The organism is Streptomyces sp. NPDC055103, assembly GCF_053607625.1.
Map to the genome: position 1 here is coordinate 1 of NZ_JBSGTX010000090.1, position 11905 is coordinate 11905.

Consider the following 11905-nt stretch of genomic DNA (forward strand, 5'->3'; position numbering starts at 1 on the left):
CATAACCCAGAGGTCGCAGGTTCAAATCCTGTCCCCGCTACTCAGTAGCAACGAAGGCCCGGATCCGATTTCGATCGGATCCGGGCCTTCGTCGTTCCCACGGACGCGGAAGCGCCGCAGGCGCGTAGGCGTCCGAGTCCGCGGACGCGTCCGCTTGACCTTGACGCGACGTCAAGATTTAGCGTTCTCGGCATGGAGTGGTCGATCCAAGAGATCGCCAAGAAGGCCGGCACCACCAGCCGCACCCTCCGCCACTACGGCGAGCGGGGACTGCTGGAGCCGAGCCGGATCGGCGCGAACGGTTACCGGTACTACGACCAGGCGGCGCTCGTGCGCCTGCAGCGCATCCTGCTGCTGCGCGAGCTGGGGCTCTCCCTGCCCGCGATCGCCGAGGTCCTGAAGGGGCAGCGCGACCCGTCCGCCGCGCTGCGCACCCACCTGCTCCTCCTGGAGCAGGAGCGGGAGCGCATCGGCCGGCAGATCGAGGCCGTCCGCACCACTCTCCACAAGACCGAGAAGGGAGAAGAGCTCATGGCAGAGGAAGTCTTCGACGGCTTCGACCACACGCGGTACGAGCAGGAGGTCACCGAGCGCTGGGGCCGCGCGGCGTACGAGAAGGGCGACCGCTGGTGGCGCTCGCTCGACGCCGAGGGCAGGAAGGCGTTCCTGGACGAGCAGGCCGGCATCGCCCGCGACTTCGCGCGGGCGGCACGGGACGGCCTGGCCGCCGACAGCGACGAGGTGCAGGCCCTCACACGGCGCCAGATCGCGTGGCTGTCGGCCACCACGACCCCGACCAAGGAGTACGTGATCGGCCTCGGCCGCATGTACGTCGACGACCCGCGCTTCACCGTGAACTACGACAAGCACGGTGAGGGCACCGCGCTCCTCGTCCGGGACGCGATGGCGGTCTACGCGGAGCGGAACCTGTAGGGCCGAGGCCCGTAGCGGCGATCGCCGGAAGTAAGAGGAAGTAAACGGTGGCCAAAACCGTGCCCGTCGCTTTGCCGGTGCGCGACACCCCACCGTAGTCTCACGCGCACCATGAGTGACGAGCGTGTGAGTGACCTACGACGGCGGGCGCCCGCCGTCCTCGTCCTGCTCGCGCTCCTCGCCCTCCTGATGAGCGTCTGCCACGGAGCGCACGGGCACGTCCTGCCCTCCTCCGGCACCGCGACCGTCTCCGCCCCCGCCCTGCCGCACGGCTGCGAGCGGTCCGGAGAGGTGTGGTCCTTCGACGCCCACCTGCCCGCGCAGACGGCCGCCTCACAGCTCGCCGCGCCGGACGCCGGCGGGACCGTCACCCCGTCCTCGTACACGGCGGACCTCCGCACCGACCCCCGCGCGCGCTGCGTCCGGGGCAGGGCGGGACCCGGTCCCGAGCCGGGCCTTCTGCTGATCGCCCTCGGAGTGGACCGGAACTGAGCCGGGTCCAGGGGTGCCCTTCGCACCCGCGTGACCAGGTTCCCTCCGGCGTACCACCTCAAGGACGTAGAACCCGTGAACAGTCTCCTGTTCGGCAACACCCCGCCCCTCGCCGTGCAGACCGTCGGCAACACCCCCGTCCTTTGGACGGACGACGGCTACTGGGCCAAGCTCGAAGGCTTCAACTTCGGCGGCATCAAGGACCGCGCCGCCCTCTACATGGTCGAGCAGGCCCGCCGCCGCGGTGAGCTGCGGCCCGGCGCGCCGATCGTCGAGTCGACCTCCGGGACGCTCGGCCTCGGACTCGCCCTCGCGGGCGTGCTCCACGGCCACCCCGTGCACGTCGTCACCGATCCCGGCCTCGAACCGATCGTCGAGCGGATGCTCGTCGCCCACGGCGCGCGGGTCCACGTCGCGCCCGAGCCCAGCCCGCGGGGCGGCTGGCAGCAGGCCAGGATGGACCTCGTCGCCGAGCTGCTCCTGCGCCTCGACGGGGCCTGGTGGCCCAACCAGTACGGGAACCCCGACAACTGCGACGCCTACGCCGGGCTCGCCGCCGAACTGTCCGGGCAGCTCGACCGGATCGACGTCCTCGTCTGCGCGGTCGGCACCGGCGGCCACTCGGCCGGGATCTCCCGCGCGCTGCGCGCCGGCGGCAGCCCCGCGCTGGAGCTCGTCGGCGTGGACTCGGTGAACTCCACCGTCTTCGGGCTCCCCGCCGGGGAGCGGCTGATGCGCGGCCTGGGCTCCTCGATCCATCCGGCCAACGTCGACCACGGGGCCTTCGACGAGGTCCACTGGGTGGCCCCCGCCGAGGCGGTACGGGCGGCCCGCCGGCTGGCCTCGCGTCAGTTCGCCACCGGCGGATGGAGCGTGGGGGCGGTCGCACTCGTCGCCGGGTGGCTGGCGCGCACCCGGCCGCGCGGGACCCGGATCGCGGCCGTCTTCCCCGACGGGCCGCAGCGGTACTTCGACACCGTCTTCAACGACGAGTTCTGCGCGAAGCACGGGCTCCTCGACGGGCCGGTGCGGGAGGACCCGGTCGCGTACGAGGCGGGCGCGCCCGTCGACGGCTGGACCCGCAGGGTCCTGGACCGGCGGGGGCTGGGGCGTTGAGCACCACGACCGCGCCTCCGCGGGGAGGCATCTGGAAGCAGAGCCGTACCTTCGACCCGGCCGTGCGGCTGCTCTTCCTCAACCAGCTCACCATCAACCTCGGTTTCTACATGCTGATGCCGTTCCTGGCCGCGCACCTCGCGGACGGGCTCGGCATGGCGGCCTGGGCGGTCGGCCTCGTTCTCGGCGCCCGGAACCTCTCCCAGCAGGGCATGTTCCTGGTCGGCGGGGCGCTCGCCGACCGGCTCGGTTTCAAACCGCTCATCGTGGCCGGCTGCGCGCTGCGGACGGTCGGCTTCGGGGCGCTCGCCTTCGCGCAGTCGCTGCCGGCGCTGATCGCCGCCTCGCTCGCGACCGGGCTCGCGGGGGCGCTGTTCAACCCGGCGGTCCGGGCCTGCCTCGCGGCGGAGGCCGGGGAGGAGCGGCGGGTGCAGGCCTTCGCGCTGTTCAACGCGTACTACCAGGCGGGCATCCTGCTCGGGCCGCTCGTGGGGGTGGCGCTCACCGGGGTGTCGTTCCGGCTGACGTGCACGGTGGCGGCGGTCCTGTTCGCCGGCCTGACGCTCGTACAGCTCCGGCATCTGCCCATGAGCGGTGGGACGCCTCCGGCCGCCGGGAAGGGTGAGCGGGGGCAGTTCCGCACCGTCCTCTCCCACCGCACCTTCTGGCTCTTCTCGCTCGCCATGACCGGCTCGTACGTGCTGTCCTTCCAGGTCTATCTGGCGCTGCCGCTCGCGGCGGAGGGCACGGGGCTCACGACGGCGCTGTTCGTCGTCTCGGCGCTGGTCGCGCTCGCCGGGCAGCTGAGGATCACGGCCTGGTGCCGGCGCCGCCTCGACCGCGAGCGGTGCCTGGTCCTCGGGCTCGCGCTGATGGGCGGGGCGTTCCTGGTCCCGGCGGCCCTGGGCCGGGGCGTGGCGGGGCTGCTGCTCTGCGCGGCGGTCCTGGCCATGGCGAACGCCGTGCTCTACCCGTACGAGATGGACACCGTCGTCGCCCTGTCCCGGGGGCGCTGGGTGGCCACCCACTACGGGCTCTACAACACGGTCTGCGGGATCGGGATCACCCTCGGGAACCTGGGGACGGGCGCGCTGCTCGACGTGACCGGCTGGTCGGTGGTGCCCTGGCTGGCGCTGTGCGCGGTGGGCCTGGTGTGCGCGGCGGCGGTCGCCCTCCTCGCCCGCGGCGGACGACTCGCGGAGGCGCCGATGGCGGCGGCGGACTAGGGACCGGGGGCGGGCGGGGTGCCGGGCACGGCGCGGACCGTGCGGGCCGCGTGCCGGGCGCGCGCGGGCCGCGTCCGGGTACCTGGCGCGCGCGGGCCGCGCGGACAGGCCGCCGCTCCGCGCGCGCGGGCCGCGTGCGCGCCGGGCGGACAGGCCGCCGCTCCGGCGTGCGTACGCCAGTCGGCCCCGTGGAGGTCGCCGCCGGGTGCGGTGGCGGTCACCCTGGGAGGGCGCGGAGGTACGGAACACCGTGCCGGTACGGACCGGGCAGGAGAGCACAGGTGGGGCACCCCCCAGGAGCGGCGGACGGCGGGCGGCGGGGCGGCGAGGGCCGCGGTCCGTACGGCGGTGCCCGGCGCTTCCTCCGTGCGCTGCCGCCGCTCGTCATCGTGGGCGGTGTCGTCTTCGACGTGTCGACGCCGCCCGCGTACACCGCCGCTCCGCTCTTCTCCGCCGCCCCTCTCATCGCGGCGCCCTTCTTCTCGACGCTCACGACCCTGGTGACCGGGATCGCCGCCGTCCTCGCCTCCGTCGGGCTGCACGTCTACAACGGCACCGTGACGGGCATCCCGGCCCTCACCGAGACCCTCACCGTCGTCACCGTCTCCGCGCTCGCGCTCCTCATCAACCGGGTCGTGCGGCGCAGCGGCGAGCGGCTGGCCTCCGCGCGGGTCATCGCGGAGACCGCGCAGAAGGCGGTGCTGCCGACGCCGGCCGAGCGGATCGGCGGGCTGCAGTGCGCGGCCCGTTACGAGGCGGCGCAGGCGGACGCGTTCATCGGCGGCGACCTGTTCGCCGTGCAGGAGACCCCGCACGGGGTGCGGCTCGTCGTCGGGGACGTCCGGGGCAAGGGGATGGACGCCGTCGAGGCCGTCGCCGTGGTGATCGGTGCGTTCCGGGAGGCGGCCGAGCAGGAGCGGAGCCTGGAGGGGGTGGCGCAGCGGTTGGAGCGGGCGCTGGCCCGGGAGGGCACCCGCAGACACGGGCTCGACGCCTTCGAGGGATTCACGACGGCCGTCCTGGCGGAGATCCCGCACGGGCGTGAGGACGGCGGCGGGGTCGTACGGATCGTCAACCGCGGTCATCCGCCACCGCTGTTGCTGTACGTGGACGGAAGCCTGGACGTGCTGGACCCGGCGGAGCCGGCGCTGCCGCTCGGCATGGGCGAGCTGGCGGCGTGGCCGGACCGGGCCGAGGAGTGGCCGTACCCGCCGGGCGCGACGCTGCTGTTCTACACGGACGGCCTCTCGGAGGCGCGCGACGCGCGGGGCGTCTTCTACGACCCGGCGGAACGGCTCGCGGGGCGGATCTTCCCGGGGCCCGAGGAGCTGCTCGACGCGCTGGTGGACGACGTACGGCTGCACACGGGCGGCGGGTCGACGGACGACATGGCGCTGCTCGCGCTGAGCAGGCCGGCGACGGGGCAGCCGGAGAGGCGCCGGACGATGCCGGTGGTGCCGCCGCGCGGCGGTGGTCACCAGGCGTAGTCGGAGGGTGTCACTGCGATAACAATTGACATAACGTCAGATTCTCGGTGTTTGAAGGCCCCTTGCTGAAGGGGGGTCAACTCGGGCGTTTCTCTACCAATTCAATGAACGATCACTGGGAACGGCTTGGAATCGGACCCCCCTGTCTATTAACGTTCGATAACGCAGCGCGGTCGTCCCAGCCGTCGCAAGAGGCGGCACCGTGCGCACGCGCCGAATCCTGAAGAGGAACCGGGGAACCACCAATTGGGGTGAATCGGGCCCTTCGCACCTGTGCGAACGTGCCCGTAGGAGACCTTCCTGCTCCGAACCCGTCAGCTAACCCGGTAGGCGAGAAGGAAGGAAAGGAGCGCGCCTTCGTGGCGTCCAACACTCCCGCACCCGAAGCCCCCTTCGATGCCTTCGGTGGTGGTGCGGGCCCCGCCGCTCCGGACACCGAGTGGAACCCCACCGAGGGAACCCTCCGCGCCGAGACCCGCGGTCGGCACCGGGTCGTCAAGCAGCGCTCCAACTTCGCCCGCTCCTCCACCGTCCTCGGCGTCGGCGTCATCGCGGCTGTCGGCGCGGGCGGCCTCGCCACCGCGCAGGAGAAGCCGCCGGTCGCCATATCGCTCCCCGACCTCCCGGACCTGAACCTCCCCTCGGCCGAGGACCTCCCCGGCGTCGGCGAGTTCTTCGCCGACGACGCGGACGCGCAGCTCCAGGACACCCTCACCGGGACCGGGTCCAACACGAACCCGCTCACCGCCGCCACGTACGTCACCCCGGCCGGCGAGAAGGCGGACGGCACCACCACGGCGGACGACACCGCCCGAACCGGAGCGAACGGCACCGCCCAGGCTGCCCTCACCGCGCAGGCCGGGACGCCCACGACCGCCGACGCGGCCGACGCGGGAGAGATCCTGCGCGCCCGCATCCTCCAGCAGGCCGAGCAGCAGCAGGCCTCCGCCGACGCCGCCGAGAAGCTGGCCGCGGAGAAGCTCGCGGCCGAGAAGGCGGCGGCCGAGGCCGCGGCCAAGGCGGCGGCGGCGGAGAAGGCGGCCGCCGACGCGAAGGCCAAGGCGGAGGCGGAAGCCAAGGCCAAGGCGGAGGCGGAAGCCAAGGCGGAGGCCGAGCGGCAGGCCGCGGCGGCGGAGGCCGAGCGCCTCGCGCAGCTCGCCGCCAGCTACTCGATGCCCCTGTCCTCGTACAGCATCAGCGCCACCTACATGCAGTCCGGCTCGATGTGGTCCTCCGGCTACCACACCGGTCTCGACTTCGCCGCGCCCACGGGCACCCCGCTCAAGGCCGTCCACAGCGGCACCGTCAAGTCGGCCGGCTGGTCCGGCTCGTACGGCTACCGGGTCGTCCTGGAGATGGAGGACGGCACCGAGATCTGGTACGCCCACCTCTCCTCCATGACCGTCAGCGCCGGCCAGACCGTGACGACCGGCGAGACGATCGGCCGCGTGGGCGCCACGGGCAACGTCACCGGCGCCCACCTCCACATGGAGGTCCACACCGCGGGCGGCGACGGCATCGACCCGGCGGCCTGGCTCCGCTCCAAGGGCCTGTCGATCTGACGCACCCATGCCCCACCCGGAATAGTCCCGGCGGCGCGGAGGGTTGACCGACCCGTGACCTCTCTCCGCCCGCTGGGCTCTTCCGAACTGCACGTCTTCCCGCTCGCCCTGGGCGGCAACGTCTTCGGCTGGACCGCCGACGAGGCACAGTCCTTCGCCGTGCTCGACGCCTACGCCGCCGCCGGCGGGAACTTCGTCGACACCGCGGACATGTACTCCGCCTGGGCCGAGGGCAACGAGGGCGGCGAGTCCGAGACCGTCATCGGCCGCTGGCTCGCCTCCCGCGGCAAGCGCGACGACATCGTCGTCGCCACCAAGGTCGGCGCCCACCCCCACTTCAAGGGGCTCTCCGCCACCACCATCAAGGCCGCCGCGGAGGAATCCCTGCGCCGCCTCGGCACCGACCGCATCGACCTGTACTACACGCACTTCGACGACGAGTCGGTCCCGGTCGAGGAGATCGTCACCGCCCTCGACCAGCTCGTGAAGGACGGCAAGGTGCGGGCCGTCGCCGCCTCCAACATCTCCCCTGAGCGGCTGCGCGCCTCCCTCGACTTCGCGGAGGCCGAGGGCCTCGCCCGGTACGTCGCGCTCCAGCCGCACTACAACCTGGTCTCGCGCGACACCTACGAGGGCCCGCTCCTGGAGACCGTCGAGAACGCCGGACTCGCCGCCGTCCCGTACTTCGGGCTCGCCTCCGGCTTCCTCACCGGCAAGTACCGCCCCGGCGCCACCGTCGACAGCGTCCGCGCCTCCGGGGCCGGCGAGCACCTGGACACCGAGCGGGGCAGGGCCGTGCTCTCCGCGCTCGACGCGGTCGCCGAGGCCCACGAGGCCGAACTCGCCACCGTCGCCCTCGCCTGGCTCGCCTCCCGCCCGACGGTCGTCGCGCCCATCGCCTCGGCCCGCACGGTCGAGCAGCTCCCGGCCCTGGTCGCGTCCGCGGACCTGACCCTCACGGAGGCGGAACTGACGCTTCTGACGGAGGCGTCGGCGTTCTGAGGTACGGGCGTTCTGAGGTACGGGCGTTCTGAGGTGCCGGCTCACTCCGCCTAACTCCGGTAGGGGTTGTAGCCGCCGTAGTCCAGATACTGCGGCGGCGCCCACACCCGCCCGGTCGCCCGCGCCGCGTACGTGAGCGCGGGGGAGGCGACGGCCCGGCGCTGCCAGAGGTGGTGCAGGAGCTCCTGCTCCCGGGCGGGGAAGTCGGGGCCCGCGGTGCCGCGCCGGGCCCGGTCCCGGAGGAACGCGAGGGAGGTCGCGAAGGACTCGTACTCGCCGACGGCCCGCGCGGCCGGAGGACCGTACGTCCGGGCGGCGAAGCCGCGGGCCAGCTGGCGGGCGCGCATCGAGGAGAGGGCGAGCGGCTCGGCGGGGGAGAGCCAGCCGGCCGCCGCGTACGCCGGGAGCTCCCCGGATATCGTGCGCAGCTCGCGCTGCCGGCTCCAGACCGCGAGCCAGGTCAGCAGGCCGAAGGCGGGGACCATGAAGCAGCCGTACACCGCGTAGAAGGCCAGGGGGCCGCCGAAGGTGGCGGCGCCGTTCCAGGCGGCGTGCATGCCCATGGCGAGGAGCAGCCCGGCGATCGGCAGCAGGACCCGCCGGATCCGCTTCCCGCGTGGTGCGAGGGCGGCGAAGCCGAAGCCGATGCCGGTGAGCACGGTGAAGAGGGGATGCGCGAAGGGCGACATCACGACCCGGACGAAGAAGGTTCCGGCGGTCACCATGCCGATGCCGGTGGCGCCGAACTCCTGGTCCTCGCCGAAGGCGTTGCCGAGGTAGAGGATGTTCTCGGTGAAGGCGAATCCGGTGGCGGTGAAACCGGCGACGACGACACCGTCGACGAGCCCGCCGAAGTGGCGTCGGCGGAAGAGGAAGAGCAGCAGGATCGCGGCGGCCTTCGCGCTCTCCTCCACGACCGGTGCGACCAGGGTGGCGCCGAGGGTGTCCGCCGAGTCCGGGTCGGCGGTGGCCGTCGCGATCCAGCGGACCGCGAAGGAGTTCGCCAGGATCGCGACGAGCGCGGCGGCGAAGGCGCCCCACGCGAAGGCGAAGAGCAGGTTCTTCCAGGGGCCGGGCTCGACCCGGTCGAGCCAGCGGAACGCGGCCATGAGCAGCGGTACGGGAAGCACCGCGAGGCCCAGGCCGACGAGGAAGCCCTGGGTGCCGGTCTGCTCGCGGACCAGCGCCAGGATGAACAGGGCGCAGAGCGCGAGCAGGGTGATCACGGCGACGACCCGGACCAGCCGGCTGCGCCAGAAGGCGAGGCGGGGCCGGTAGCGCCACTGGGACCGGTCGGCGGCGGCCGGGAAGGCCGGCTCTTCGGTGTCCCGGTGCGGGACGGGGGCGGTCGCGGCTTCGGCGGGGACGGGGTTCGACACGTGAGCGACCCTAACGACCCCCACCGACACCGGGCGAAGGAGTTACGTACTCCCTGTCACTTCCTGTCCTGTCACTTCCTCCGGAAGAGGAGGTCGTGCACGACGTGCCCCTTGTCCAGGCCCTGCCCCTCGAAGCGGGTGACGGGCCGGAAGTCCGGGCGGGGCGAGAAGCCGCCGTCGGCGCGGGTGTTCTCGAAGTCCGGGTGGGCGGAGAGCACCTCCAGCATCTGCTCGGCGTACGACTCCCAGTCGGTGGCGCAGTGCAGCACGCCGCCGGGCCTGAGCCGGGTCGCGAGGAGGCTGAGGAACTCGGGCTGGATCAGCCGCCGCTTGTGGTGGCGGGCCTTGGGCCACGGGTCGGGGAAGTAGACGCGGCAGCCGTCGAGGGAGTCCTTGTCGAGCATCTCGCGGAGCAGGATGATCGCGTCGCCGTTGGCGACCCTGACGTTGGTGAGGCCGTTGCGGTCGGCGAGGCCGAGGAGGTTGCCCTGGCCGGGGGTGTGGACGTCCACGGCGAGGATGCCGGTGCCGGGGTCGGCGGCGGCCATCTGCGCGGTCGCCTCGCCCATGCCGAAGCCGATCTCCAGGACGACCGGGAGCCCGTCGAACATCTCGCCGAGGTCGAGGACCCGCTTGCCGTCGATGTCGAGGCCCCAGTCCGGCCACCGCTTGAGCATGGCCTCGGCCTGCCCGTAGGTGACACGGCTACGTCGCGGCTGGAAACTCCGGATCCGCCGCTCGTGATGAGCCCCGGCGGGATCGGGCAGGGGCCCCTCACCGGGGGCGAACATCCGACTGCCCCGCCGCGCGACGGGCTGGACGGAGTCGGCGACGACAGACTGCGGGCTGTTCTCTGGCTGCTCGGACACAATGTCCGATTCTACGATCGCCACGCCGCTACCGAGGTCCAGGAGGGAGGGCGCTTGCGGGGGCCGGGAGGAGGAAGGCCCTGCCGCCACCTGCGAGGGCGCCTCTGCCCGGGCCCCACGCGGGGCGGGTCCCTGTCGGGCCGCGCGGGGCGGGTCGCCTGCTGAGCCCACGCGGGAGAGGGAGCCTGCCGAGCCCGCCAGGCAGAGGGCGAGGACCCGAGTGCCGTCAGGGGGGGGCTGGGGAGCCTGCCCGGAGTGGGCTGGGCCGCTGGGAAGCGGGCGGGCCTGCCGCGGAGCGGCCGGGCCCCGGGAGGGGCGTTGGCGTCGGCGGCGCGGAGCTGCCGCCTCGGGGGGCCGGGGGCGAAGCCCCGGGTAGAAAAACTCCCCCTCCCTCCCCACCAGCCCCCGGCAGGGTTTCGGGAAGGGGCGGGGTGGGGGGCTTCAACCGGTCGGACCGCAACCGGTCGGACCGCAACCGATCACGCCGCAACCGACCACGCCGCCCCCCGCCTTCCACCCGCGAAGCTACAACCGCGCCAGCGCCCGCCGAGCCACCTCCCGCCCGATCGGCAGGGAAGCCGTCGCCGCAGGCGAGGGCGCGTTCAGCACGTGGACCGTCCGCGCCGCCTCCCGGATCAGGAAGTCGTCGACCAGCGTCCCGTCCCGCTGCACCGCCTGCGCCCGCACCCCGGGCGCCGCGCGCCGCAGGTCGGACTCCTCCACCACCGGCAGCAGCCGCCGTACCGCCTCCGTGAAGGCCCGCTTCGACAGCGAGCGCCGCAGCTCACCCGCCCCGTACCGCCAGTGCTCGCGGGCTATCGCCCACGACCCGGGCCAGGCCAGCGTCGCGGCCAGTTCGCGCGGGCGGACGACGGACCAGCCGTACCCCTCCCGGGCGAGCGCCGGCACCGCGTTCGGTCCGATGTGGACGCCGCCGTCGATGCCCCGCGTCAGATGCACCCCGAGGAACGGGAACGCCGGGTCCGGCACCGGATAGACCAGCCCCCGCACGAGCGAGGGATCCGCCAGCTCGTAGTACTCCCCACGGAAGGGGACGATCCGCATCCCCGGGTCGTCGCCCGCGAGCCGCGCGATCCGGTCGCAGTGCAGCCCCGCGCAGTTCACCAGGACCCGCGCCCGCACGATCCGCCCGTCCGCCGTCCGCACGGCGACACCCCACGGGCGTCGGTCGATGACGGTGACCTCGGCGCCGTACAGGATCCGCGCCCCCGAGGCCTCCGCGAGCCGCCCGGCGACCGCCGTGTAGTCGCAGATGCCGGTCGTGCCGACATGGATCGCGGCCAGCCCCCGCACCCGCGGCTCGTACTCGCTGATCTGCGCCGGGCCGAGCTCCCGCACCGGGATGCCGTTCTCCCTGCCGCGCTGCACGAGCGCGTGCAGCCGGGGAAGCTCGTCGCGCGAGGTGGCGACCACGAGCTTCCCCGTCACCTCGTACGGAATGCCCCACTCCGCGCAGAACTTGACCATTTCGGCCGCGCCCTCGACCGCGAACCGCGCCTTGAGGGAGCCGGGCCGGTAGTAGATCCCGCTGTGGATCACCCCGCTGTTGCGCCCGGTCTGGTGCTTCGCGGGGGCGTGCTCCTTCTCCAGGACGGTGACCCGGGTGCCGGGGGCGGCGCGCGTCAGGGCGTACGCCGTCGACAGACCGACGATCCCGCCGCCGATCACCAGTACGTCGCAGTCAAACACCAGCGCCACCTGTCACCTCCCACCCCCGATAGTGCACTGGCCCACTGACAATCCCGCGAAACCTCGCGCGACGTCACGAGACGCAGCTCACGCGGGCAGAGCGCGACGCGCGGCCGCACAGGTCACACT

The 11905-nt window shown here is 73.3% G+C and carries 11 protein-coding genes and 1 riboswitch; of the genes, 7 read left to right on the top strand and 4 right to left on the bottom strand.

Annotation, left to right across the window (positions count from 1 at the left end; all coding sequences use genetic code 11):
- Positions 1-192 precede the first annotated feature (192 nt).
- The 4 genes from ACWFR1_RS35805 (at position 193) to ACWFR1_RS35820 (ending at position 3767) form a co-directional block, all read left to right on the top strand.
- On the top strand, positions 193-933 hold the full coding sequence (locus tag ACWFR1_RS35805; protein ID WP_453559024.1) for a MerR family transcriptional regulator: 741 nt from the start codon (positions 193-195) through the stop codon (positions 931-933).
- Between the two features lie 111 nt (positions 934-1044).
- Positions 1045-1425: a hypothetical protein gene (locus ACWFR1_RS35810; RefSeq protein WP_453559027.1), complete on the top strand. Its 381-nt coding sequence runs from the start codon at positions 1045-1047 to the stop codon at positions 1423-1425.
- A gap of 75 nt (positions 1426-1500) precedes the next feature.
- Complete coding sequence (locus ACWFR1_RS35815) at positions 1501-2541, top strand: PLP-dependent cysteine synthase family protein (RefSeq protein WP_453559030.1); 1041 nt, start codon at positions 1501-1503, stop codon at positions 2539-2541.
- The gene (locus ACWFR1_RS35820; protein ID WP_453559033.1) at positions 2538-3767 is read left to right on the top strand and encodes an MFS transporter; all 1230 of its coding nucleotides are present in this window, start codon (positions 2538-2540) and stop codon (positions 3765-3767) included. Before ACWFR1_RS35815 ends, ACWFR1_RS35820 begins: the two co-directional genes overlap by 4 nt.
- Here ACWFR1_RS35820 and ACWFR1_RS35825 read toward each other — a convergent pair.
- Positions 3764-3988 (bottom strand): hypothetical protein, encoded by a 225-nt coding sequence (locus ACWFR1_RS35825; protein WP_453559035.1) that lies wholly within the window; start codon positions 3986-3988, stop codon positions 3764-3766. The two genes, ACWFR1_RS35820 and ACWFR1_RS35825, sit on opposite strands and share 4 nt — an antisense overlap.
- 60 nt (positions 3989-4048) lie before the next feature.
- Here ACWFR1_RS35825 and ACWFR1_RS35830 point away from each other — a divergent pair, with 60 nt between their 5' ends.
- The 3 genes from ACWFR1_RS35830 to ACWFR1_RS35840 all read left to right on the top strand — a co-directional run bounded on the left by ACWFR1_RS35830 (position 4049) and on the right by ACWFR1_RS35840 (position 7818).
- Positions 4049-5254, top strand: a complete 1206-nt coding sequence (locus tag ACWFR1_RS35830) for a PP2C family protein-serine/threonine phosphatase (RefSeq protein ID WP_453559038.1) — start codon at positions 4049-4051, stop codon at positions 5252-5254.
- 201 nt (positions 5255-5455) lie between these two features.
- Positions 5456-5602: riboswitch (cyclic di-AMP (ydaO/yuaA leader) on the top strand.
- Positions 5603-5613: 11 nt separating this feature from the next.
- A complete protein-coding gene (locus ACWFR1_RS35835; protein ID WP_453559041.1) occupies positions 5614-6816 on the top strand; it encodes a M23 family metallopeptidase in 1203 nt (400 codons plus the stop codon).
- A 54-nt stretch (positions 6817-6870) separates the two neighbouring features.
- Positions 6871-7818 carry an aldo/keto reductase gene (locus ACWFR1_RS35840; RefSeq protein ID WP_453559044.1) on the top strand — a complete coding sequence of 316 codons (948 nt, stop codon included), beginning with the start codon at positions 6871-6873 and terminating at the stop codon, positions 7816-7818.
- 50 nt (positions 7819-7868) lie between these two features.
- Here the strand turns inward: ACWFR1_RS35840 and ACWFR1_RS35845 are convergent, their stop codons facing one another.
- From ACWFR1_RS35845 to lhgO, 3 genes are all read right to left on the bottom strand, one after another.
- Positions 7869-9197 (bottom strand): PrsW family intramembrane metalloprotease, encoded by a 1329-nt coding sequence (locus ACWFR1_RS35845; RefSeq protein WP_453559046.1) that lies wholly within the window; start codon positions 9195-9197, stop codon positions 7869-7871.
- 71 nt (positions 9198-9268) lie between these two features.
- Positions 9269-9988, bottom strand: a complete 720-nt coding sequence (trmB, locus tag ACWFR1_RS35850; protein ID WP_453559074.1) for a tRNA (guanosine(46)-N7)-methyltransferase TrmB — start codon at positions 9986-9988, stop codon at positions 9269-9271.
- A gap of 603 nt (positions 9989-10591) precedes the next feature.
- Complete coding sequence (gene lhgO / locus ACWFR1_RS35855) at positions 10592-11776, bottom strand: L-2-hydroxyglutarate oxidase (RefSeq protein ID WP_453559077.1); 1185 nt, start codon at positions 11774-11776, stop codon at positions 10592-10594.
- Positions 11777-11905 lie beyond the last annotated feature (129 nt).

Coding starts and splice junctions, on each gene's coding strand:
- ACWFR1_RS35805 (WP_453559024.1), top strand. CDS start 193: ATGGAGTGGTCGATCCAAGAGATCGCCAAGAAGGCCGGCACCACCAGC.
- trmB (WP_453559074.1), bottom strand. CDS start 9,988: ATGTTCGCCCCCGGTGAGGGGCCCCTGCCCGATCCCGCCGGGGCTCAT.
- ACWFR1_RS35810 (WP_453559027.1), top strand. CDS start 1,045: ATGAGTGACGAGCGTGTGAGTGACCTACGACGGCGGGCGCCCGCCGTC.